Origin of the sequence: Sellimonas catena (genome assembly GCF_027924685.1) — a bacterium.
Classification (GTDB): domain Bacteria; phylum Bacillota; class Clostridia; order Lachnospirales; family Lachnospiraceae; genus Sellimonas; species Sellimonas catena.
Map to the genome: position 1 here is coordinate 45433 of NZ_BSBO01000023.1, position 23466 is coordinate 68898.

24 protein-coding genes are annotated in these 23466 nt (G+C 43.5%); 8 read left to right on the top strand and 16 right to left on the bottom strand.

Features of this window, described 5'->3' with window-relative positions; all coding sequences use genetic code 11:
* The first annotated feature begins 229 nt into the window (after positions 1 to 229).
* The 4 genes from Selli1_RS11475 (at position 230) to Selli1_RS11490 (ending at position 2836) form a co-directional block, all read left to right on the top strand.
* On the top strand, positions 230 to 601 hold the full coding sequence (locus tag Selli1_RS11475) for a GntR family transcriptional regulator (RefSeq protein WP_087167909.1): 372 nt from the start codon (positions 230 to 232) through the stop codon (positions 599 to 601).
* Between the two features lie 3 nt (positions 602 to 604).
* The gene (locus tag Selli1_RS11480; protein WP_087167908.1) at positions 605 to 1456 is read left to right on the top strand and encodes an ABC transporter ATP-binding protein; all 852 of its coding nucleotides are present in this window, start codon (positions 605 to 607) and stop codon (positions 1454 to 1456) included.
* Positions 1453 to 2112: an ABC-2 transporter permease gene (locus Selli1_RS11485; protein WP_087167907.1), complete on the top strand. Its 660-nt coding sequence runs from the start codon at positions 1453 to 1455 to the stop codon at positions 2110 to 2112. Before Selli1_RS11480 ends, Selli1_RS11485 begins: the two co-directional genes overlap by 4 nt.
* Before the next feature lie 61 nt (positions 2113 to 2173).
* Positions 2174 to 2836: a hypothetical protein gene (locus tag Selli1_RS11490; protein ID WP_281873049.1), complete on the top strand. Its 663-nt coding sequence runs from the start codon at positions 2174 to 2176 to the stop codon at positions 2834 to 2836.
* Between the two features lie 111 nt (positions 2837 to 2947).
* Here the strand turns inward: Selli1_RS11490 and Selli1_RS11495 are convergent, their stop codons facing one another.
* The 5 genes from Selli1_RS11495 to Selli1_RS11515 all read right to left on the bottom strand — a co-directional run bounded on the left by Selli1_RS11495 (position 2948) and on the right by Selli1_RS11515 (position 7659).
* Positions 2948 to 4018 (bottom strand): tyrosine-type recombinase/integrase, encoded by a 1071-nt coding sequence (locus tag Selli1_RS11495; protein WP_281873050.1) that lies wholly within the window; start codon positions 4016 to 4018, stop codon positions 2948 to 2950.
* Between the two features lie 275 nt (positions 4019 to 4293).
* Entirely contained in the window at positions 4294 to 4992 is a 699-nt protein-coding gene (locus Selli1_RS11500; protein WP_281873051.1) for a P-II family nitrogen regulator, read from the bottom strand.
* The gene (locus Selli1_RS11505) at positions 4989 to 6506 is read right to left on the bottom strand and encodes a DUF1538 domain-containing protein (RefSeq protein ID WP_405593639.1); all 1518 of its coding nucleotides are present in this window, start codon (positions 6504 to 6506) and stop codon (positions 4989 to 4991) included. The genes Selli1_RS11500 and Selli1_RS11505 overlap by 4 nt, the downstream gene beginning before the upstream one ends.
* Positions 6507 to 6529: 23 nt before the next feature.
* On the bottom strand, positions 6530 to 7090 hold the full coding sequence (locus Selli1_RS11510; protein ID WP_118638059.1) for a GNAT family N-acetyltransferase: 561 nt from the start codon (positions 7088 to 7090) through the stop codon (positions 6530 to 6532).
* A gap of 89 nt (positions 7091 to 7179) precedes the next feature.
* Positions 7180 to 7659: a hypothetical protein gene (locus tag Selli1_RS11515; protein ID WP_204863873.1), complete on the bottom strand. Its 480-nt coding sequence runs from the start codon at positions 7657 to 7659 to the stop codon at positions 7180 to 7182.
* 292 nt (positions 7660 to 7951) lie between these two features.
* On the opposite strand from Selli1_RS11515, the gene lon reads away from it, so the two are divergent.
* Positions 7952 to 10222: an endopeptidase La gene (lon, locus tag Selli1_RS11520; protein WP_281844872.1), complete on the top strand. Its 2271-nt coding sequence runs from the start codon at positions 7952 to 7954 to the stop codon at positions 10220 to 10222.
* 36 nt (positions 10223 to 10258) lie between these two features.
* On the opposite strand, the gene Selli1_RS11525 is transcribed toward lon, so the two are convergent.
* Together Selli1_RS11525 and Selli1_RS11530 are read right to left on the bottom strand one after the other, a co-directional pair.
* Positions 10259 to 10993 (bottom strand): class I SAM-dependent methyltransferase, encoded by a 735-nt coding sequence (locus tag Selli1_RS11525; RefSeq protein ID WP_281873053.1) that lies wholly within the window; start codon positions 10991 to 10993, stop codon positions 10259 to 10261.
* Positions 10974 to 11471 (bottom strand): MerR family transcriptional regulator, encoded by a 498-nt coding sequence (locus tag Selli1_RS11530; protein WP_281873054.1) that lies wholly within the window; start codon positions 11469 to 11471, stop codon positions 10974 to 10976. The genes Selli1_RS11525 and Selli1_RS11530 overlap by 20 nt, the downstream gene beginning before the upstream one ends.
* Positions 11472 to 11611: 140 nt before the next feature.
* Between Selli1_RS11530 and Selli1_RS11535 the strand changes: the two genes are divergently transcribed.
* The gene (locus Selli1_RS11535; RefSeq protein ID WP_281873055.1) at positions 11612 to 12784 is read left to right on the top strand and encodes an iron-containing alcohol dehydrogenase; all 1173 of its coding nucleotides are present in this window, start codon (positions 11612 to 11614) and stop codon (positions 12782 to 12784) included.
* Positions 12785 to 12896: 112 nt separating this feature from the next.
* Here Selli1_RS11535 and Selli1_RS11540 read toward each other — a convergent pair whose 3' ends face one another.
* Complete coding sequence (locus Selli1_RS11540) at positions 12897 to 13400, bottom strand: DedA family protein (RefSeq protein ID WP_118638071.1); 504 nt, start codon at positions 13398 to 13400, stop codon at positions 12897 to 12899.
* Between the two features lie 685 nt (positions 13401 to 14085).
* On the opposite strand from Selli1_RS11540, the gene Selli1_RS11545 reads away from it, so the two are divergent.
* Both Selli1_RS11545 and Selli1_RS11550 read left to right on the top strand, forming a co-directional pair.
* On the top strand, positions 14086 to 14622 hold the full coding sequence (locus tag Selli1_RS11545) for a reverse transcriptase domain-containing protein (protein ID WP_281873057.1): 537 nt from the start codon (positions 14086 to 14088) through the stop codon (positions 14620 to 14622).
* Between the two features lie 164 nt (positions 14623 to 14786).
* Complete coding sequence (locus tag Selli1_RS11550) at positions 14787 to 16136, top strand: APC family permease (RefSeq protein ID WP_281873058.1); 1350 nt, start codon at positions 14787 to 14789, stop codon at positions 16134 to 16136.
* Between the two features lie 56 nt (positions 16137 to 16192).
* Here Selli1_RS11550 and Selli1_RS11555 read toward each other — a convergent pair whose 3' ends face one another.
* From Selli1_RS11555 to Selli1_RS11590, 8 genes are all read right to left on the bottom strand, one after another.
* Positions 16193 to 16588 carry a LysM peptidoglycan-binding domain-containing protein gene (locus tag Selli1_RS11555; RefSeq protein ID WP_087167891.1) on the bottom strand — a complete coding sequence of 132 codons (396 nt, stop codon included), beginning with the start codon at positions 16586 to 16588 and terminating at the stop codon, positions 16193 to 16195.
* A gap of 783 nt (positions 16589 to 17371) precedes the next feature.
* On the bottom strand, positions 17372 to 17563 hold the full coding sequence (locus Selli1_RS11560; RefSeq protein WP_281873059.1) for a hypothetical protein: 192 nt from the start codon (positions 17561 to 17563) through the stop codon (positions 17372 to 17374).
* Between the two features lie 7 nt (positions 17564 to 17570).
* Positions 17571 to 18737: a M56 family metallopeptidase gene (locus Selli1_RS11565; RefSeq protein WP_281873060.1), complete on the bottom strand. Its 1167-nt coding sequence runs from the start codon at positions 18735 to 18737 to the stop codon at positions 17571 to 17573.
* A gap of 25 nt (positions 18738 to 18762) precedes the next feature.
* On the bottom strand, positions 18763 to 19143 hold the full coding sequence (locus Selli1_RS11570; protein WP_281873062.1) for a GtrA family protein: 381 nt from the start codon (positions 19141 to 19143) through the stop codon (positions 18763 to 18765).
* Position 19144: 1 nt separating this feature from the next.
* Positions 19145 to 20074: a glycosyltransferase family 2 protein gene (locus tag Selli1_RS11575; RefSeq protein WP_281873063.1), complete on the bottom strand. Its 930-nt coding sequence runs from the start codon at positions 20072 to 20074 to the stop codon at positions 19145 to 19147.
* Positions 20075 to 20173: 99 nt separating this feature from the next.
* A complete protein-coding gene (locus Selli1_RS11580; RefSeq protein ID WP_281873064.1) occupies positions 20174 to 22126 on the bottom strand; it encodes a DUF2142 domain-containing protein in 1953 nt (650 codons plus the stop codon).
* Between the two features lie 248 nt (positions 22127 to 22374).
* Positions 22375 to 22752: a BlaI/MecI/CopY family transcriptional regulator gene (locus Selli1_RS11585; RefSeq protein ID WP_243097604.1), complete on the bottom strand. Its 378-nt coding sequence runs from the start codon at positions 22750 to 22752 to the stop codon at positions 22375 to 22377.
* A 110-nt stretch (positions 22753 to 22862) separates the two neighbouring features.
* On the bottom strand, positions 22863 to 23466 hold a 604-nt coding region (locus tag Selli1_RS11590), incomplete at its 5' end, for a CPBP family intramembrane glutamic endopeptidase (protein ID WP_281873065.1).

Sequence of the window (23466 nt, forward strand, 5' to 3'; positions counted from 1 at the left end):
GAATTATTTTGCAGTGTTATAAAGATAATGTAACAGTTACATCGCCATCTCCAAGGATCTGCTTCAGCTCTTTTGCCGAAATATGATCGATCGTGCCCAGCCGTGTAAAATTCCAGCTGTTTCTGTCGTAATAGATGACAAACTCAAAAAACTTAAAATAAACAGTGTATAACAATTGACAACAGTTATATACTGTTATATACTGTTTATTAAGAAGAGGAGGAACCAGATGAAACTGATAATTAACAGTTCTTCCATGATTCCGATTTATGAACAGATTGTAGAACAGATTAAAGGGATGATTCTCAATGGTACATTACAGGAGAATGACATCCTGCCCTCGGTCCGAAGTCTTTCCAAAGACTTGAAGATCAGTGCCCTGACAGTGAAGAAAGCGTACGATTCTCTGGAACAGGAAGGGCTCACCGTGACGATTCACGGAAAGGGAACATTTGTTGCAGCTGCCAATCAGGAACTGATGAAAGAAGAGCAGCGCAAAGAAGTAGAAGCCGATTTTGAACTGGCCATTCAGAAAGGCAGACGCTACGGCATGGAAGATAAGGAATTTCGGGAGATTTTAGAACTCATTTTGGAGGAATAGGCTATGTTAAAAGTAAATAAGATCGAAAAGAATTACAAGAATTTTCACCTGAACTGCACGATGGAAGTCCCGGCCGGATGCATTACCGGTCTGATTGGGGAAAATGGGGCGGGCAAAAGCACGACCTTTAAGGCAATCGAAAATCTGATTTTTCTGGATGGTGGAAGCGTGGAGCTGTTTGGGAAACCACACGATCAGCTGACCGCCGAAGAAAAACAGAAAATCGGCGTGGTTTTATCCGGAAGTACTTTTTCTGATGTCTATATGATCAAAGATGTGGTGAAGATTCTGGAAGCAGTATATCCGGATTTTGAAAAGGAGAAATTTCTTTCCCTTGTGGAGCGGTTCCGGCTCCCTCAGGATCAGAAGCTCAAGGAATTTTCCACCGGTATGAAAGCGAAACTCAAACTGTTTATCGCGCTGTGCCACAATGCCAGTCTTCTGATTCTCGATGAGCCGACCGCCGGCATGGATGTGGTTGCAAGGGATGAGGTCCTGACACTCCTCAGAGAATATATGGAGGAGGACGAAAGCCGCGCGATTCTGATCAGTTCCCATATTTCCGGGGATCTGGAAGGGCTTTGTGATGATATTTACATGATCCATGAAGGCCGGATTGTCCTGCACGAAGATACAGACCGTCTGCTTAGCTCCTACGGACTTTTAAAGATGACGGAAGAACGTTTCAGGACAGTCGACCGCAGCCATCTTCTCAAAAAGAAGAAAGAGTCCTACGGGTACAGCTGCCTGACGGATGAAATTCGGTACTACATGGAAAATTATCCGGACATCACGGCAGAAAAAGGAAGTATTGATGAAATCATTATGATGACAGTAAAGGGGGAAGCAGTATGAAAGGATTGTTAGTAAAAGATTTATGTCTGATGCGTGAACTGAAAAAAATGGTGCTTATCATTGTCTTTGTTTCCGCTATTTTCGTATTCAGCGGAACTGATCAGGCTTTCCTGACCGGATATGTTATCATTCTCAGTGCATTGATTGCAGGAATGACTCTCAGCTACGATGAGATGAACGGCGGTATGGCATTTCTGATGACCCTGCCTTACAGCAGAAAACAGTATGTGGCAGAAAAATATCTGATCGGACTGCTGATTATTGCCCTCGGTGTCGTTTATGCCCTGGCTCTGGCAGTCATTCAGAACCTGACGGGCGGCGGCGCTGACATGAAGACGACACTGCTCACGACAGCGGTATGTGCGTTCGTTGGGGTTATCATGCTTGCATTTTCCCTTCCTGCGGATCTGAAGTTTGGAGCGGAAAAGGGACGGGTTATGCTGATCTTCGGTTTCATGATTGTCTTTTTCGGAATTTTCTTTGGATTCCGGATTCTGGAAAATAATTTTCCGGATCAGCAGGCAGCCATAATCCGCTGGCTGAATGAGGCCCTGATGAGCAGATATATCTATCCGGGATGCATCATCCTTGGGATTGTTGTCCTTGGAATTTCCTTCCTGCTTGCGTGCCGGATTCTGGAGAAAAAAGAATTCTAATTTGAAGATCACAGTCGAAGAGGAAACTGTTTCTTGTCCATTTGAAAAAGAACTTGCTCAAATGAAAGAAGACAATGACTTACGCGAGGCTCAGGGAACTTCTGTTTTGACATCTTCGACTTATCAGATCGGTGAGATCATCGAGAACAAAGAAGTACAGGAAGCGACTAGAGAAAAGATTCAATATCAGGTAGAGGAAATCCGTGTAAAGGATCAGATTGATATGAAAGAATTTTCGGAAGAATATTTTATCCCGGATTTTGAATCAAAAATAAAATCATGGCTGAATGAAGATGGTACTTTGAAAGAACATGAGAGATATCCGCTCAAAGAAAATGGAACGCCAGATCAGACAAACGCAGAAAAAGTACAGGGACAGTTTGTCGTAGTCCACGTGAAAGCAAAAAATGCAGGAGAAGATGCCGTGGATACTATGCTTGCACCGCTTCTGTATACATATGAGCAGCAAGTCAACAACACGTTACAGCAGGTATATCGTTATACTAACGCATCTGAATCTTATCAGTTTTTGAGCGGAGAGATGCCGGTTTATCAGAACATTCAGGAGAATACAGAAAACGAAAAACAGCACATATTTTTCAAAGAGCTCCAATCGGGAGAAGAAGCAGAATATACATTGATCTATGTCATTGATAAAGATCAGGTACAGGATGCATATTTACAGTTCTTTGAAGGTGCAGGACTAGTGAAAGTAGAGAAATAAAATTTAGAAAGAAAAAGCCGGAAAATCCATTTTATGGAGCATTTCCGGCTTTTTCTATTCTGAACGTTATATTTGCATCGGATTACTACTTGCCTGGAGGGCCGTTTTATTTTACTGTGTATACAGTTTTTCCCTCAAAACCACAGCCTTAGATGCGCTTCTTCGGCGTTCATCGCTTAATTTGGCATAGTGTTTCTTTGTCGTGTTGACGTCGGCATGACCAAGTACATCGGCCACCAGATAGATGTCTCCGGTTTCACGGTAGAGGGCAGTGCCGTAGGTGCTTCGCAGCTTATGCGGTGTGATGGTTTTGACTGAGACTGCGGAGCAGTATTTCTTTACCATTTTTTCTACCGCATCGACGCTGATCCGTTTTTTCTGGCCGGAAAGAAAGAGGGCGTCTTCGTGGCCGGAGAGGGGAGTGATGCCGTTTCTCTGGAGCTCCAGATAGTCTTTCAGTGCCTTTTCCACTTCCTCACCGAAGTAGACGATCATTTCGTTTCCACCTTTCCGGATGATCCGGATGCCGTTGTTTTTAAAATCAACATCAGAAATGTTCAGTCCTACAAGTTCGGAGACTCGAACACCCGTTCCGAGCAGGAGAGTAACGATTGCAATGTCGCGGTATTTCTGTTTCTGATAATGATACAGTTTGACACCGGTCAGATCATTTCCATAATTTTCAATATAATCAAGAAGCGCGGCGACTTCATCTGTATCAAGCTGTATGATCGCTTTTTCTTTGATTTTCGGCATATCGACCAGACGGACCGGATTGCTTGTTAACAGTTCGCGTTTGCACAGATAATCATAGAAACTGCGCAAACAGGACATTTTCCTGGCGATTCCGGTACGGGAGTTGGTTTCGGTCCGGTTATCAGGCGTCTTATAGGCCTTGAGATATTCTTCAAATTCTTCAAAATCTACGGGCTTTAACATGGACAGATCCTTAATAGAAATCTCGGAAAGTGCCTTGTCATGAAGCGTGGGATTTGTTTCTTGAAGAAACCGGAAGAACACGCGCAGATCATATGCGTATGACAATCTGGTTTTATCGGATGTTGTGGTTTCCTTGGCACGGAAATATTCCTTTACATAAGGAGGCAGTTCGGATAAAAATTCCCGAAGCCTCATGGTATTTTCAATTTTTACCTGTTCACGGTAAGTAGCAGGCTTAGCCATAAATAAAATCCTCCAAATTCTGTAAAAATGTTCCAGTTGCGGGCCGTTGGTCAAATTGGGGTTTCTGAGAGTAGTTTAACATAAAACAAAGGAAAAAGCCATACTTTTTCGGATAAATCTGTATTTGTCCGCTAAACTAATTGTGCAGACAAACTGCTGTTTTGAGCTTGTTCAGAAGCCATGGACGTAAAAAAGCCATGAAAAATCATTTTACACAAAGTATGTAAAAAAGTTCTCATGGCTTTCAGTCTTCTTTTTACTTTTATTTTCTTATTCTACGGTTCATGGATTCCGAGAACTTCATCGACCGGTACTGAGAAAATGATTCCGTGTGCCTCGGTCTGTAATCCGCAGGCAGAACTGATTTCGTTCATGATATAGGATTTTTTCTCTCTTGGCACAATGATCATGACAAATTCCTGTTCCTCCTGCATGGAAATTCCTAAAAACTGTACAACGGCTTCTGTTCCCCTTCTTCGTCCACGAATGACAGATCCTCCGCTTGCTCCCGCCTTTGTTGCGGCATCGATCACCTCGTCACTGAACCCTTCACGAACCGCCACCGTAATCATGGCATATGAAGTTTCGTTAATCATTTGCTGAACCTTCCTTTCTATATGAGCTTTTGCTATTTTTTCCTGTTCTGCACTAAGTAAGTTAAGCATGCTTGCCTGGACACCTGTGATCGGCAGCGTCAAGGCAATACCCTTCCCTTTCTTGCGGATCTCAAAGGTTTTTTCCAGCAGTTCAAAGATCTCGCTGATTTTACTCTTTGGAATAAGTGCGGCCGTAATCACTCTCGTACTTCCGTCAAGACCGCAGATATCAAGAATCTCTGTTTTGGCCGTTCCCTGGGCGCGGAACTGGTAATAAATCGGCTGTTCTGCTTCCGTAAACAGATGATTGATGCTCTTCTCTGTGTCGGTATCTGTGATAATCAACAGCAGACGAAGTGCGAATAAATGTGGCGTCATACCTCTTCATCCTCCAATTCGATAATGGTATCTTCCAGAATGTGTTCCTGTGTTCTGGAAGTTTTTTTCAGTTTGTGTTCATATACAAGGCCCATGATCTGAATCGCGATCAAAGGTGCCAGGGCAACCAGGGCGACGACTCCAAACGCGTCTGTCACGACATTTCCTCCCAGTGCGGTACATGCGCCCATTGTCAGAGGGAGAAGAAATGTAGATGTCATCGGACCGCTTGCCACACCGCCGGAGTCAAATGCAATTCCTACAATGATCGGCTGAACACGGTAACTCATTCCAATAGCAAGAATGTATCCGGGAATCAGGATCCAGTAAACCGGAATTCCGGTCAGAACCCGGATCATTGCAAGCCCTACTGCTCCTGCTACTCCAATCGACAGACAGATGTTCATTTGTCCTCTTGTTACCATACCGTCCGTGATATCTTCTACCTGATGATTTAATAGCTGTACGGCAGGTTCCGCTTTTACAATATAATATCCGATCAGAATTCCTACCGGAATCAGAAGCCACTGGTAGGAACTCGAAACCATCTGCTCTCCCAGAAGATTTCCAACTGGAGCAAATCCGACATTGACTCCGACAAGGAACATGATCAGTCCAATAATCGTGTAGACAAAACCAATACACATTCTAAAAAGCTGCTTTCTGTGATATTTTTTTGTTGCCGCCTGAAACAGTACAAATACGGCAAGGATCGGAAGCATGCTGATGATCACCTCTTCCGTGTACTGTGGCAGTGCCCATAGAAATTGATCGATCACATCCCGTGTAGTTGTTACATCCGGAATGGTGACCGCTGTATAGACGGCGTCGGTCGGGTGATAAAAAATCCCAAGGAGCAGAACCATCAGAATCGGTCCGATACTGCTGAGAGCAATCAGGCCGAAGCTGTCATTGGCACTGTCTTTATCACTTCTGGCCGCTGACAGACCGATTCCAAGTGCCATAATAAAAGGTACGGTCATCGGTCCGGTCGTTACTCCGCCGGAATCGAACGCAACCGCAAGAAATTCACCGGGTGCTGCAAGGGCAACCCAAAACAGGAGAAGGTACATTAACGTCAACAGACGTGAAAGACTGATTTTAAACAGAATTCTAAGAACTGCAACGACAAGAAAAATACCTACCCCGACTGCGACTGTCAGTACGAGGACTCTGTTCGGAATTGATGCCACCTGGTTTGCCAGAACCTGAAGATCCGGTTCCGAAATGGTGATCAGAACACCCATCAGGAAGCATCCACCGACAATAAATAGAAGATTTCGTTTTTTGATAAGCTGTCCGCCGATGCCCTGTCCGAGCTGCGTCATGGAAATGTCGGCACCGAGCTGAAAGAATCCCATCCCGAAGATCAGGAATACCGCTCCGGCAAGAAAGAGGGAAAACGCTCCCACTTCCATCGGGATCAACAGAATACTCAAAAGCAGCACAATGACAGTGATCGGAAGGACGCTTGAGAGAGATTCTTTTACTTTTTCTCTGAGTTTTTCCATCATCAACCTCTTTTCTTTTTAGATTTTCATAAAGTCGCATACTCCTCTGCCAGAATACTGTAAACGGCCAGATCCACAATTCCCCGGTTATTCTTCCCGCCCTGACGAAGAGTCCCCTCATATGTCATGCGGCATTTCTGCATGACTTTTCCGGAGGCAGGATTCTCTGTATCGTGACAGGCTTCAATCCGGTTGACGCCCACCTGCTCAAAGAAAAAGCTTATAATGGCAGAAAGTGTCTCCGTCATAATTCCACGGTTCCACCAGGCACTTCCAAGACAGTATCCGATGGAAATGCTCTCAAGCTCCTCATCAATCTTGACTGCGCTGATAGTTCCGATCGGGTTTTCGGGGCAGTCTTTTAGCGTGATACTCCACTGGTAAAAATCAGGCTTTAGATAGGATTCGATCCATTCCAGAAGAATCTGTCTGGTAAGGTCAGGATCGACATGTGCAGGCCAGGAAAGAAATTTTGTGACGTGCGGATCTTTTGCCCAGTTTTCATAGACAGCATGGACGTCTTTCATTGTAAACCGGCCAAGATACAGCCGGTCCGTCTCAAGAAGACATGTTCCTTTATGTTCCATACCTATTTCCCTCTTTTCATTTTCACAGGAAACTGTGACAAATTATACCTTATTATAACATATTTATGCAGAATCTTCTTCTAAAAATTTTATAAAAATGCATTCCAGAACCGAAGCAGAAATTTTTTGAACGGATTTGCGGACGCATAGAAGAACCGTACTGTCTTTTGGCAGATTCCGCGAAGAAGCACATTTTCCTCTTCAGAAGGCGCTTTGTCGCCATAAGCGGCCGCATTGACAGCGGCCATCATGCTCCGGATCTCTTCATTTTTAAGAACCGGTACCGTTGTTTTCAAAATGTCTGCAAAGTCTGCTTCTGCCCCATGAAAGGATTTCATTTTTCCACACGCATGCAGGATCAGAATCAGATATCCAAAGGACTGGCGCACCTGATATCCGGCGGCACGTTTCAGAAGAATCGTACGCCTCAGCAGAACAAGAATGACGATGAAAGCCAGAGCAGGGATCAGATACCATACGTGGAAATATTCGGATAAGCGAAGGCTGATTCCCTCTTCTTCTGCTTCCTGACTGTCGGTATCTGCATTGGAATCTTCTTCGTCCTCCAAGGATCACCTGATTGACCTGTTGAAGGACTGCTTCCGCTTTTTTATGATAATCATTCATTGTATATCTCCTCATCCTGATAGTTTCATAATATAATTGTGTAATTCTACACCAGATTTACCTTAGCGGAAAAATGTGAGAAAATTATGAGGAAATTGTAAAAGATATACTAGAACCGGGTGCTGTACGACAAAATAAACCTTTCTTTTACATCTGTTTGACAACCGCTGAAAATCATGTTATTTTATAATCGTTAGCACTCAATAAGTATGTTGGCTAATAAGGAGGGGTTTTATGATTGTAAGACCAATGTATAATCTTGTATTGCTTCCGGATGTAAATTACTATTTCAAGAATGATTTCTTAAAAGACTGGAGTCCGGTTCAGATAGAAGCACAGGAACGAATCCTTTTCCTCGTTCTGCGGGATAATAAACCGCGGGAAGAACTGCAGCCTGAGGACTTTTATCCGATCGGCGTTTCGGCCCGGATCGATTCGATCGAGGAAGACGGCAGTATCCATGTTCATACTCTGGAAAGGGTAGATATTTCAGAGATCGAAATTCACGACGGGTATATTGAGGCGGAGGCATGTGTCCGGGCAGAGGTAGATGATCTGCCGAAGGAAGAAGAATCCGAGCGGTTTACACGGATCCAGCGTGCGCTTCTGCAGTTTGTGCAGAAATACCAGTGGGGAATGTGGGCCAGAAGCTATATCCTTCAGTGGAACAATATGGAGGAAGCGGTCTGTACACTGACGGAATATCTGAATCTGACACCGGATGAAAAATATCAGATTCTTGCGGCAGATTCAGAAAGGGAGCGCTTTAATCGTATGGAGCAGGCCATATATGAGCTTGTGGAAGTTTCCAAAGTTTCCGAGGAAGCACAAAGCGCGCAGAAAGATGATCAGGAACAGCTGTACCGGGAGGCAGCCATCAAAAAACAGATCGGATATCTGCAGCAGGAACTGGATGAAATGCATCCGGAAAATGTGACGGATATCCAGATGTTTGAAAAGAAAATTGAAGAATCCAAAATGAACGAGACCGCAAGAAAAGAGGCGGAAAAAGTACTTGGACGAATGAAACAGGAAGGCCAGGACGGTCACGAGTACGGAATGCTGTATGATTATCTGGATTTCCTTACTTCTCTTTCCTGGGAGATGCCGGAGTCCTCACCGGTAGATCTGGATGAGGCACAGCGGATTCTGGATGAAGACCACTACGGCCTGAAGAAGGTCAAGGAGCGGATTATCCAGCAGATTGCCGTTATGTCCCTGAACAAGAAACAGTCCGGCTCGATCCTTCTGTTTACCGGTGCACCGGGAACCGGAAAGACAAGTATCGGACAGAGCATTGCCAGAGCCCTTGGACGGTCCTACGCACGAATCAGCCTGGGCGGCGTCCGGGATGAGGCGGAGATTCGCGGACACAGGCGGACCTATATCGGAGCCATGCCGGGCCGGATCATGCAGGGCATTAAGCGCAGCGGATCTTCCAATCCGGTTGTCGTACTGGATGAGGTAGATAAACTCTCCAAAGATTACAGCGGCGATCCGGCGAGCGCCCTTCTGGAGGTGCTTGATCCGGAACAGAACAATACCTTTACGGACCACTATCTCAATGTTCCGTATGATCTTTCCAATGTTCTGTTTATTTGTACGGCGAATACAACCGATACCATTCCGGAACCGCTTCTGAACAGGATGGAGGTTATCTCCTTCAGCGGATACACGGAAGTAGAAAAACTTCAGATTGCCAAACGCCACCTGATTCCAAAGGCGGAAAAAGCCATGGGGATTCCGGCGGAAAAGCTGGAGATTCCGGAAGAAGTCTTAAGACAGATCATTACAGAATACACGATGGAGTCTGGTGTCCGTGGACTGAAAAAGCAGATCGATGCCATGTGCAGGGCACTGGCTGTCCGGCTTGTGAAAAATCCGGAGGAGAAGCTCTCTGTCCAGCCGGGAGATCTGCGTACACTGCTTGGAAGAAAACAGCTGCATCATGACATGAGGCTTACCGAGGCAGATCCGGGAACTGTGACCGGCCTTGCCTGGACTGCTGCCGGCGGAGAGATCCTTTATATCGAAAGCCGTCTGATGCGGGGTGACGGTAAAGTCACCATCACAGGACAGCTGGGAGACGTGATGAAGGAGTCCATCCAGATTGCCCTGAGTCTTGTCAAAATTTATTATCCGGAAGAGACAAAGGTACTGGAGGATCACGATTTACATATTCATATTCCGGCAGGAGCGATCCCGAAAGACGGACCGTCCGCCGGCATCACACTGGTTACCGCCCTCTCCTCTCTTGTGACAGGAAAGGCAGTACCTACGGAATATGCCATGACAGGCGAAGTTTCCCTGCGTGGATATGTTCTCCCGATCGGCGGTCTGCCGGAAAAACTGATGGCGGCTCAGAGAGCCGGAATCGAGAAGGTATTCATTCCGCAGGACAATGTGGAAGATCTGGAAGATGTGGCAGAGGAAGTAAAAGAACGTCTGACCATTATCCCGGTCAGAAAAATCCGGGACGTACTGGATGTACTGATCGGCGAATAAAAAAATACAAAAAAAGACTGACGGAAATGAATTCCATCAGTCTTTTTTCTGTGCTGCGATCAGAAGCATCATCGGCCTGCGCATCTCATCTTTCATTCCGGGAAGATCAATCATCTCCTGCGGCGGCATCGGCTCCACAAGATCCAGAAGCGTAAACCCGTTTGCAAAAAGTGTCTGGAGATACGTTGTCAGTGTCCGGTGATATTTGGTCACATGCTCTCCAAGAAAGACGGCGTCCCGCTGCCCTTCATAGTAGTAATTATCTACCGGGAAGTGCAGGATGTTTCCCTCTTCATCGTAGTACCAGTCCTGGCTTCCATAAGCCGTAAATACCGGATGTTCTACAGAAAAGGTAAAATATCCTCCCGGTGTCAGCCAGCGGTGAATTTTTTTTACGACCGCCTCAAAATTTTCGACATAGTGAAATGCGAGAGAACTTAATACGATGTCAAATGATCCGTCTTCCAGGTCCAGATCTTCCATAGCACTCTGACGGTAGGTAATCTTCGGACGGTTGTTTTTCTCTTTGGCGGTCTCGATCATTTTTGCGGAAATATCTGTTCCGAGTACACGGGATGCCCCGTTGGCAGCGGCATATCCACAGTGCCATCCGTACCCGCATCCCAGATCCAGGACACTGCGGTCTTTAAAATCCGGGAGAAGCTTTTTCAGTTCGCTCCACTCTCCCGCACCGTCTAATCCTTCTCTGGATCGGAGCATCTCGCTGTATTTCTTGAAAAAAAGTTCATTGTCATAAGTATTCTCTTTCATTGCCTTTTCCCGGCCTTTCCAGCGTAACGATATTCTTTTTCTTATTGTGAAGGGCAATCTCACGGAATTCCTCCGGGATGTCCTCCGGCTTCATTGTCTTGTGCACGTCGCAGGTGCCAGCCTGCTTTGCTGTCTCGTAATACCAGCGCTTGTAATTCAGAATCTTCAGATTTTCCTGAATAGCCTCTATCTGAAGCCTCACGACTTCCTGCTGCTCTTTGATGAGCTCCAGTCTCTGGTCGATGGTGGAGTCGCCCTCCATGCTCCAGTCTACAAACTCTTTGATCTCCTTGATCGGCATCCCGGTCTTTTTCAGGCACTCGATGATCTCAAGCCAGTCAAAATCCTCATCCTGAAACATCCGGATTCCGCCGCTTGTCCGCTCTACAAACGGCAGCAGACCCTCTTTGTCGTAATAGCGCAGAGCAGACGTGGAGAGATTCATTCTCTTTGCCGCTTCTCCGATCGTATAATACATCTTTTCACCACCTTTTTTCAGTTTTTTATATTTTTCTATTGACTTAAAGTTGACTTTAAGTTGTATATTCTAAACGAAGGTTAAGTTCAAAGAAATTATACCTGTAAATACAATAGAAGTCAATCAGGAGGTAAAGCAAAATGAGTTTTCAAATGTATGTACCGACAAGAATCCTGTTCGGAGCAGGACAGTTAAATCATCTTCATGAACAGGCAATGCCTGGAACAAAAGCGCTGATTATCATTTCAAACGGAAAATCCACGATCGAAAACGGCGCACTCTCCCGTACACAGGAAGAGCTTGAGAAAGCCGGCATTCCGTTTGTCGTATTTAATAAAATCATGGCAAATCCGCTGAAATCCACAGTGATGGAAGGGGCAGCATACGCCAGAGAAAACGGCTGTGACTTTATCGTTGCACTCGGAGGAGGCAGCGTTATGGACGCGTCCAAAGCAATCGCCGCAATGGCAACAAATGACGGGGATCTCTGGGACTATGTAGCAGGAGGAACCGGAAAAGCCCTTCCGTTGAAAGAAGAACAGCTTCCAATTATTGCAGTGACAACGACGGCCGGAACAGGAAGTGAGGTCGATCAGTATGGCGTTATTTCCAATGATGAAACAAAGGAGAAAATCGGCTTTGGAGGATACGATTCCCTCTTTCCGCGCATCGCTGTTGTAGATCCGGAGCTTATGACATCAGTTCCGCCGAAATTTACGGCATATCAGGGATTTGATGCCCTCTTCCACAGCGTGGAGTGCTACATTGCAGCACCGGCTAATCTGATCAGTGATATGTACGCACTGACTGCCATCGAAAATATCGGAGCTTATCTTGCCCGTGCTGTGAAAGACGGCTCTGACATTGAGGCGAGAGAACATGTGGCATTTGCCAATACACTGTCCGGTGTAGTCATGACTTTGAGCGCCTGCACAAGCGAACATTCGATGGAACACGCCATGAGCGCCTACCATCACGATCTGCCGCACGGTGCCGGACTGATCATGATCTCCAAGGCATACTTCACTCACTTTATCGAAAAACATGCCTGTGATGACCGTTTCGTAAGAATGGCACAGGCGCTCGGCATGAAAGATGCCAAAGATCCGATGGACTTCATCACAGCACTTGGAAAGCTCCAGGAAGACTGCCAGGTAGCGGATCTGAAAATGTCCGACTACGGTATGGAACCGTCTGAATTCCTGACACTGGCACAAAACGCACGTGCAACCATGGGCGGACTGTTCATGTGTGACCGCGTGCCGCTCAGCGATGAAGAATGCGCTGCTATTTATGAGAAATCCTATCGGTAAATCTGAAATCTGATCAATGAGAAACTAAGACAGCGTAAGAAGATCCTGGCATTATCGTCAGGATCTTCTTACGCTTCTATGATTTAGACTGTTCTGCCTGCACAAAGTCCTGTCACGCCAGTATCGCTGTTTCACCGAGAAAGTATCCGGCACCTACAAATACCAGATTCCAGACCAATACCCCGAAAAAAGAACTGACGGTGTAGGTCCAGAAATTCATCCGGATCATGCCAGCAGGAATGGAAATCAAAGTGCGGGCAACAGGGAGCAGCTTACTGATAAAGACACCAATGCATCCCTTCTTCCGAAGCATCTCCATTTTTTCCCGGATAAGCGGCTCCTGCTTTGGAAATTTGCGGAAGTACCAGCCCAGCACGGTCTTTCCGCCGAGGCGCCCGATTAAATACAAAAGCCAGCTTCCTATCAGTCCGGCCAGAACGGTCAGAATCAGTACAACGCCAAAATGAATTTCTCCTTTGGATGCCCAGATACCGGAAAGAGGCATGATGACACCCGCAGGGAACCCCGGCAGATTGAGATATTCCAGAAGAACAATCAGAAAAATAAAAAATGCTCCATATTGTAAAAAGTAATCTGTCAAAATCTGAATGCTCATAGTCCATTTCCTCCTTTGCTAAGTATAGGATACCCTCTAAATCTAAAGGAGACTTGCAATAGTTTCTTAAGATTTCATAAAGAATGACAGTCGCGGAGCGGTCGGATTTATGTTATACTATCAGACATAAGTGCGAGCTGTGAAATCAGCGTAGCTGATTTCCCCTGGCGAGCGGAGGAAACTCTGCAAGCATTGGTAAGCTGATAACTATACAGTAGGAAAATCCTATCAGGTAAGGTCTAGCCAGCCGCCTGTACCGAGTCCTTGGAGCCAAAGCGGTAACGCCAGGCTTAAGCGTAGGACAGGGAGCAGCAGAGCCGAAACGAAAGTGAAGTGATTGAGCTGGGAAATTAGTATGAGGTTGGAAATGGTCGATGTGTTTTTATCCACAGCAGACAATACTGCCGTGACCGGTATGGCGAGGTTATGGTGGCATCCCCCAGTCTGAGAGCTTGGCGAGGCTGATGATAAGTATGTTATCGGAACAGCTGAGATCCTGTCGTTCCCTCTAAAAAAAGGTATGGAAACCGAAACAAAGAAATGCGTCAGGAATCCAAATGAGTGGCAGGAAGTCCGACACAGCCATAGTATCGTAGAAGTCTGTGAAAGCAGATGGAGAAAAGGGCTGTGCACTTTATAGCTTCAAGTGATAAGAAACTGTGCAGACGAAAGAGAGCTGAAGAACATGGTGAACGAGTTGCTTGGAATACAGTACAACATAGCGAAAGCAAACAGAACTGACAGAAAGGTTCAAAATCTTGCGTCATATATCAATGAGAACACTTTGAAGGCAATCCATAAAACGATGGATAAAAGAAAAGCGTATGGAATTGATAAAGTGACAAAAGAAGATTACGAACGGAATCTGGAGGAAAACCTGGCGAATCTTGTAAAGCGGATGAAAAACGGAAGTTACCGTCCAAATCCAGCAAGACGAGTCTATATTCCGAAAGAAACAAAGGGCAAAATGAGACCACTGGGAATCTCCTGTTATGAAGATAAACTGGTGGAAAATGCGATTGCACAGATACTGGAACAGATTTATGAACCGAAGTTTTATAATGAGAGCTTTGGGTTTCGCCCAAACAGGAACTGCCATCAGGCAGTAAGGGAAATCATAGAGATGGTACAGTATCGGAAGACGAATTATGTGGTGGAAGCAGATATCAGGACATTTCCATTGCTTGAACCAAGTATTAAAGTGAGTTTGTTTTACAGATAGAGTACAAAATATAGAGTGAAAAGCCGTATGCGTTAATAGCGCACGTACGGTTTTGTGTAGGGATATGGGGAGTAATCCCCATATCTACTAGAGAAACAAAAAAGAGACAACTTCTGTATGCATGATGAATATAGATAGACTATGAGGAAAGGGGATGGTTTCAGATGCAGCAGGGAAGTGATTCAGGAAGACTGAAAAAGAACCTGGGACTTGCAACTGCCACTTCAACCGTTGTGGGTTGTGTGATTGGTTCCGGTGTCTTTTTTAAACCACAGGCGATTTTTACCGCAACAGGAGGTGCTCCCGGTCTTGGCATTCTGGCCTGGTTGATTACCGGTCTGATCAGTATCGCAGGCGCACTTACTTTTTCGGAAATCGCAATCCTGATTCCGGAAACCGGAGGGATCCCGACTTATATCAGCAGGATCTACGGACCAAAGCTTGGATTCCTTGCAGGATGGTCTCAGATGGTTCTCTTCTATCCGGCCATGATCTCGGCACTGGCTGTAGCCTTTGCACAGCAGGCTGCGCTGTTTGTCGGAGACGCGGTGATTGTACCGCTTGCGATCCTTGTGATCTTTTTTATTGTGTTTTTAAATACGCTTGGTTCCAAGATCGGGGGAGGTATCCAGATCCTTTTTACAGTGTGTAAGATGATTCCGCTGATTCTTCTGACTGTTTTTGGATTTTGGAAAGGCACCGGCAATTATCCGGTTTTTGAGCCGATGATCGGAGAAGGACTGAATCCGGCTGTTGTAATGGGACAGCTCATTGTCGCTGTATTGTTTGCATTTGAGGGATGGACATCCGTAGGCGCAATCGCCGGAGAGATGAAGAAACCTGCCAGAGATCTTCCGATTGCTATCATCGGCGGAGTTTCCATTATTACAGGAGTATATTGCATCGTCAATATTGCTTACCTTCAGGTACTTCCGGCATCGGAGCTTGCCACCCTTTCAGCGCCTGCATCCGCGGTGGCCATTGCGCTGTTCGGGGATATGGGCGGACGTATTGTATCGGTTGGAATCATGATTTCGGTATTCGGAGCGTGCAACGGATTTATCTTTTCCGGATCCCGTGTCGCTTATTTCCTGGCTGACAAGGGAAGCCTTCCGGGAAGCAGACGCCTTGCAAGGCTGAATAAAAATCAGGTGCCACCGAACAGTCTGATTCTGGTCGGAACGATCGCTGCTGTGCTCGCACTGACAGGACAGTTTAATCTTTTGACAGATCTGGCCGTCTTTTCCAGCTGGACCTTCTATACACTGACTTTTATCGGTGTAATGAAATACCGGAAAGACCGTCCGGATCTGCAGCGTACCTATCGGGTACCAGGTTATCCGGTCGTTCCGCTGATCGCTATTGCAGGCGGTATCTATATTATTATTAACCAGCTGTTCCTCTCCGGTATGCGTGCGTGGCTCATGTCGGTATTCAGCATTCTGCTGACACTGGTAGGTTTACCGATATACTATGCGGTACAACGCGGGAAAAAGAAGAAAAACATAGGATAACAAACAGGCCTTCTGTACCGGGTATGTGGTACAGAAGGCCATAAATGGGAAACGTCCTACTTATATTCGGTGTCATAATAGGTAATGATCAGGGACTGCCCTGGAATCAAACCACTGGACTTCATGTGATTGAGCTTTCGGATCTCACTGACGTACTCACGGTCAGAAGAGACCGAAGGCTCATTGTATTCTTCGGCCAGACTGTGAAGTGTATCTCCCGCCTTTACCTCAATATTTTTATAATATTTGAAATAGGAGGGATCTTCCTCACGGCTTCCTCTGGCACTTGATAAAAAGCTTCCAAGAGTAAATGATGTAACTGCTACAAGTAAAAGAAGTAAGATAAAAAGAAATCTTCTCTTACGTGCGGCACGCTTCCTTTTCGCGTGCTGCTTTCTCGCGGCTGCGCTTCTGGCTGTTCTTGTATGAATCGTAGCTGTAGTTCCCTGCATAGTCTCAATCCTCCTCTATCGATCCCTGTCAGGTCTTCTCTTTTGAAAAAGTGTATCCGGTTTCTAAAAAACTATTCACCATCAAAGGCGAACGTTTGTTCTTTCTGTAATTAAGTATAACGTCCAAACATATGTTTGTCAATCACTTTTTTAAAAGAAGACGGAACAAGGAACGGCGGTCAGAGAAAGAGACCTTGATTCCTAAAGCTCTTCCTGTTCGAGGAGGTCTTTACAGGTATTGAGCATGTTCTGGCTTCCTACAGCGCACAGCGTCAGCCGGCTGCAAAGTTCATTCAATTGTTCTGCGAATTTGCGCAGTTCTTCGTTAGTTGCACGTAAAACCTCGCTGTATTCGGACTGCTGGTTTTCCGGTATAGAATCAATTTCCGCAATCTTTGGACATTCGCCGTGTGATGATTTGATATTCTAACATATTGTGATCATCATCGATGTATTGCTCATGACTATGATACAATATCCGCTGAGGATGACCAGCTCTGTCTTTTTCATTTTCCCATCTAACCATAGCGGAAGCCATCCAAAGAACGGCAAGCTGACTGAAAAATACCCGAAAGATAACTTAATGGAAGATGGACTGCGTATAAAATATATGTCTTCATTATAGGTCCTGGTTTATACTTTTTATGAAAGATTGGGAATTTATTGGTTGGTTTGACTGTAAAAGTGAATAAAGATATGGAAAAAAATCCCCTGCAAATTAATCAGTCCTAATTTGCAGGGGGAGGATTACGCAGGTATCCAATTTCCGATCCATTTTTGAGTTCATGTATTGTATTGTCTCTTATGAACTTTTCCATCAATTATTTTATATCGCCAAACAATTTCATCAGCTCTGTATGACATTGTTTCTTTCATAGTTTCAGGCTGTTCATATGCTAAAGCTGGAACTTCTGCTAAAATTAGCAGAAAACATAACAGAAATACATTAAGAATTGTTTTAATATGTTTATTCATACGCCATTTACTCCTCTTTAATAATAGGAATATCAGAAAAAGACTCTTCTACAGAAGTTTGATCAATAGTGCTAAGATATTCATCATTTACGTATAAATGATACTCTCCTTTTTCTTTTATTAAGTAAGCATTATCAGGTGTGATAGAAAAAGTATCAGATTGAACTTCTTCTGGTATTTCGTGTGAAGCTGGCTCAAAAACAATAAACATTGAAAACATCAAAAGGGAAATCAAAAATAATGTTTGCACGCCATTAAAAAGGGTATGTCGTTTGGTTCTTTTTGCATCTAGCAATCGCTGAACTCGAATTTGCAACGAACCTTTTTCTACAAGAGATAAATCATAATGCACCTGGGAAACAGTTTTATTTGTGCCAGTGGCAAATGCTTTAGATACACGAAGGAGAGACTCAGCATAATCCAGCTTCTCTCTTTTATCAGAATTTTTTATAACTCTTTGATCTGTACATAATTCCAAAGCTAAATTTGTATCTCGTTTTAACAAATAAATACATGGATTCCACCAATGAAAACAAGATAAAACATCTAAAAGGAATTTAATCCAAAGGTCGTGATGACGATAATGTTCTAACTCGTGTAGAATAATAAATTTCAAATCCTCTTCAAGTATTCCTTTTTGAGGTAGAATTAATATAGGACGTATTACACCAAAAATCGATGCAGTTTTTTCTGGCGTAACTGCAATACGTAAAGAATGAATACCAGATTTTTTAATAAATCTTTTGTACACTTCTGAATCTTCCTCATTCAGAATATATTTTTTGAGCACAGACCGAACCAAAATACGTCTAGCAATAAACCGTGCCAAAAGTATCAATGATACTATAATCCAAATGCCAAATAAAATATCTGATGGCATAATGATCCGTCCAAAGAAATGAAAATGGTAATATAATATATCACCAATTTTCATTAGAATATTCTTAAAATAAATTGAATATGTGAATGGAAAATTAATTGGGATTAACATCCGGAGCATTATAATTGTAACAATTATGAAGGCTGCCTTTACACCAGATTGAAAAGTATATTTGCTGTTGTATATTGCAACGTGTATATAAATAAACAAAATGGAAATAGTCAGAAAACAGGTAATAAATGGCCCCATAGAAAAGGCTGAATTGAGCCATCCAAAATCAAAAAAATTATCCATGCACGTCACTCCGTCTCTTTTGTAGTTATTCCAGAAATTTTTTTCTCGTTATAAAATTATAGACCATCACAATAGCCGTTGCTCCTATTTTGACAAGTAGATAATTCAGACCGATGCCGTCTACACCGATCTTCATGATCAGCTCTGTCAGAAGAAGGCCAATGATGCTGAAGATAATGAACAGCGTAAAATTTCTCGATTTCTGATAACGTTCATTGGTATCAAAAACAAATTTTACACTTAAAATGTAATTGACAATCACTGATCCAGTGAATGCGGCCGCTGCGGAGACAAGATAATGCCATCCGGCCCAGTCTGTCAGACAGTACAGAATGGCAAAATCAATAAAAAAGCACAGTACTCCTACGCCCGTAAATTTAATGATCTGATCAATCAGTTTTTTCAAGTTATACCTCTTTTCTCTGTAACAACTGAAGCCGAAACTCAAATTCCCTCTTTTCCTTTTTAATAATTGAATCCAGTATCAGCCCGGTAAAAAAGGAAATCAACGCTGCAATCACAACAAAACCGCATACAATTAATGTAGGAAAGTTGGCAACAAGTCCCGTCTTCAGATACGGGATGAAAACCACCGGTACGAATACAAGAGCGGCCACAATCAAAAGCAGCAGAGAAAGAATGCTGAAAAAGTGAAGCGGCTTATAATTTTTCCATAGATTTCCGATTGTTTTCAGGACAGCAATTCCGTCTGAAAATGTATTCAGCTTTGATTCGCTTCCAGCAGGCCTGTCTCGGTAGTCGACAATCAAACTGCCGATATTCATATTTTTATCAACAGCATGGATGGTCATTTCTGTTTCGATTTCAAATCCACGATATAAGACTGGAAAACTCTTCACAAACTGATAGCTGAACGCACGGTATCCGGTCATGATATCCCTCAGTTCACTCTTAAACAAGGCATTGATCAAAAGCCGAACCAGACGGTTCCCAAAATTATGAAAAGCCCGTTTGTTCTCTGTAAAGTAAGTAGAAGAAAGCCGGTCTCCGATCACCATGTCTTTTTGATGATTCAGAACGAGATCCGCCATTTCTCCGGCGTGTTCAGCCGGATATGTATCATCGCCATCAACGAGAATATAACATTCGGCGTCAATTTCACGAAACATTCTCCGGAGAACATTTCCTTTTCCCTGCTTATCTTCGTATCGGACAATCGCTCCGGCTTGTCTGGCAATCAGATCCGTATGATCTGTCGAGCAATTATCATACACATAGATTTTTGCTTCCGGAAGTGACTTTTTAAAATCTGATACTACTTTTGCTATTGTTTGGCTTTCATTATAACACGGAATCAAAACAGCGATTTTATCCATTTTTCATAACACCTTTTCCCTTTTAATATTTTTTTATTAAAACATTTCCCTTACTTAATCATTATCCCTTATCCGTTATTTGATTTCAAGTCTTGATTTTTAAATACAATCTGCGAGCACATGGACAGCCAGAACCAGGAATACGGACAGATTCAGGATCAAAACACATGTATAACTGTTCCACGGTATTTGTTTGTTTCCCGTCTGCTGCGCATGGATCCGGCGAATTGGTTTTACTGCCAGCAAAAACGGAAATACCAGTGGAATAAAATATCTTCCCTGAATTCCTTCAATCAGCCGGTAACCGACAGGTGTCCACTGTCCATAAAGTGTCACAAAAACCAAAAGGAAAATCAAGATGGATGTTCCGCCAAGGAAAACACGCAGATACGTTGGGAACACATGCTTTCCAGTATCCTGATCCATGCAGACTTCCACGCCAAGAATAATCAAAAACGGATAAAGTAAAAATGATGGAATATAAATGTTCATCCATCCCATCCGCTCGCCCAGAAACTGCAGCAGATATTCTTTCAGATATACTTTCAAGGTACGTACAAATGTCATGACAAACTGAATCGGATTCTTCAAAATTCCTTTGATCTGCTTAGCTGTATCGACGTTGACGTTGGCTTTGACTCCTCCCAGAAATGATGTTGCAATCAGAAGCCATCCCAGCGACAAAACAACAATCATAACTGCTGCTGTCACCACATGTCTTTTGTATGCAGACCGGCTTTTGAACCGTTTCTGCGGGATCAAAAACAGTAGAAGGCAAAATGGTACATATACGATTTTGCAGCAGCACAAAAAGAAAATTAACAGATACAACAGAGCTATTTCCTTTTTGTGGAGCACTTCTGTTTTTGTATATTTCAGATAAAGAATATAAGCAACAAAAAGGAGAACAATCCCTATTGCCAGTCCATCGGCCGACAAGGAATTAGCTGCCTGAATACTCATTGGGAGCAAGGCTGTGATCGCAATCAGATTCTTCCCAAACGGGGACAGGCGGATGGCAAAAAATACCAAGAGACCGAAAGTAACTGTGTTCATCAGCCTTCCGAGATAGGCCATAAACAGCGGCGAATCCGTCAATATATCTGCTATTTTCACTCCGATAATCTGCGGAAGATACGATGGCGGAGCGTATAAAGCAGTGTTTGCAAATTCACAAAACTCGGTTTCTGTGGAATCCACCTTATCACCCAGATGATTTTTTACATCCCAGAGTGAAACATCTCTTGTTTCAAAATCATCCGGACATAAATCTTTCGGAAATTCTCTTCCGACCTGTACGACTTCCTGCCCATTTTCCGTGGTGACCTGTTTGTCTGAGATCAAATGGCCCTGTGACAACTCATAAATCCGGTAAAAATGATGGTCTTCATCCGGTGTATTGAAAACAGGAATGGCCAGAAACGAAACCAGACAGAGAATAATATAAATAGTGACAAAGGCCTGCTCTGTCCGGAAGGACTTTTTCCTGAACAAATAGAAACCTGCGAAAATAGTAGATCCCAGAATCAGAATCCCGGCAAGCAGAAAGAACACCAGTATTTTGGACAGTGGATCGGAAATCAGACGATAGGCCGGAGTCTCCGTGCCATCCATACTACTGACGCCGATTCTCACTCCCGTATATCCACTGCTTGATATTTCTATGGAAATCCTGTCACCTTTACAGTTTGTCAAAGCTTTTTCCAAAGGAAAATATGTGGTTTCAGAATCCGATACTTCCGAACGGCTGATCTGCCAGCCGGCTGCTTTTTTATTATTTTGGGATAAAGAGACTTTTATATCTTTTCCATTTCCGGCAGGCATCTTCTCCAGAAAAAGCTCGATTCCCTGTACAGTATCTGTCCTGCTTCGAAAAGAAACCGTATAGAGAGAATCGTCATGCATTTCACGGTATCCGGAATTTGGAGATACCTGATCGAAAACTTCTCCGAGCATTCTGGAATCGTAAAGTGTATAACAGATCGATAATAATCCAGTCAGGACAAGGAATCCCCATAAAAGAATCCATTTTCTGTATTTTGATTTTTTCACCTTGTTTACCTCTCATACTAACTTTGTGCTGCCTATCTTGATTAATAAATAGCCTATCACATTGTTGGAGTAGTTTCAAGGACTTTGTAAATAAAATATTTCTTTTTATAATGTCACATTAATATAAATGATAGATTTAATAATTCAATACTGTCTTAGTGACGCTATCAGAGCAAGTTCCTTGAAAAGGCTGTGATGGCACAGAAAAACACGGGACCGCTTTGATCCCGTGTTATAAAATAGTCTTATTATTCATTATCCAACTGTTTTTTTCTCTCATGTACGATCTCTTCAAGCCTTGTAATAAGGTCCGGTTCTTCGATCTGATCGATGTAGTGTGCAAACAAGGATGGGTTATGCAGAATTTTATTTAAATCTGTTTCGATGGAATTTGTATAATCTTCCTTAGAAATAAGAGTTCGATATCTCCTTGATAATACTGTCCCGCTGTAAACGATATCCGCTACTTCAATATAGTTCTTCTTAACAAGGCTTCTGAGGGCAGCCTGCACAGTATTGACATTCAGATCTTCTCTTGCTTTTACAATTTCGGATGCAATCATAGGTTCACCGGATTCCCACAATACATCCATCACTTCAAGTTGTCTTTTCTTCAATTCGCCCAACCTTATCACTCCTTACATAAATTAATCTATATTAACATCGTAGCATATTTGTGAGAGATTTCAAACAAATTTTTTTAGAAATAATGTAAAAATTTTGTGAGAATTTTGATTTATTCGCATAGTTTTGGCGATCTGACGAATTTTTCTTTCATTCTGTGACACAAAACGAAAAACGGTATTGTTAATATTAGTATAATGATGGAACTAACAAAAACATCCGGCCAGGAAAGAATTCGTGCTTCTGTCTGAGACGCAGCTGTTGGATTTGTAAACAAGGCGCCCATTCCGTTGTTTAAACAATGCAAGATGGCAGGAAGCCAGATGCTGTTTAGTTTCATATAAAAATATCCCATTACAAAACTAAGACAGATGCAGAATACAATCCGGTAAACCATTTCCTGCATTGGTGCTTCCGGGGAATAATAATAGAGCGTAAGCGGAAGATGCCACACCGCCCAGATCACACCAACAAGGACCAGCCCCTTACAGACTCCGTATCTTTTTTGCAAAAGCGGCTGCAGGAAATACCTCCATCCGTACTCTTCTCCCCAGAAACACATGAAATTTAAAAAGAATCCTGGTATTAGTAACTCAAACTTCGCACTTGAATAAGTGCCTATGCACCTTGAAAATTCAATAAGTTCTGGCAATAAAATAGCATGAAACCATCTGGTTTGATATAATTGAATTGACCAAAAAACAATTAAAACCGGA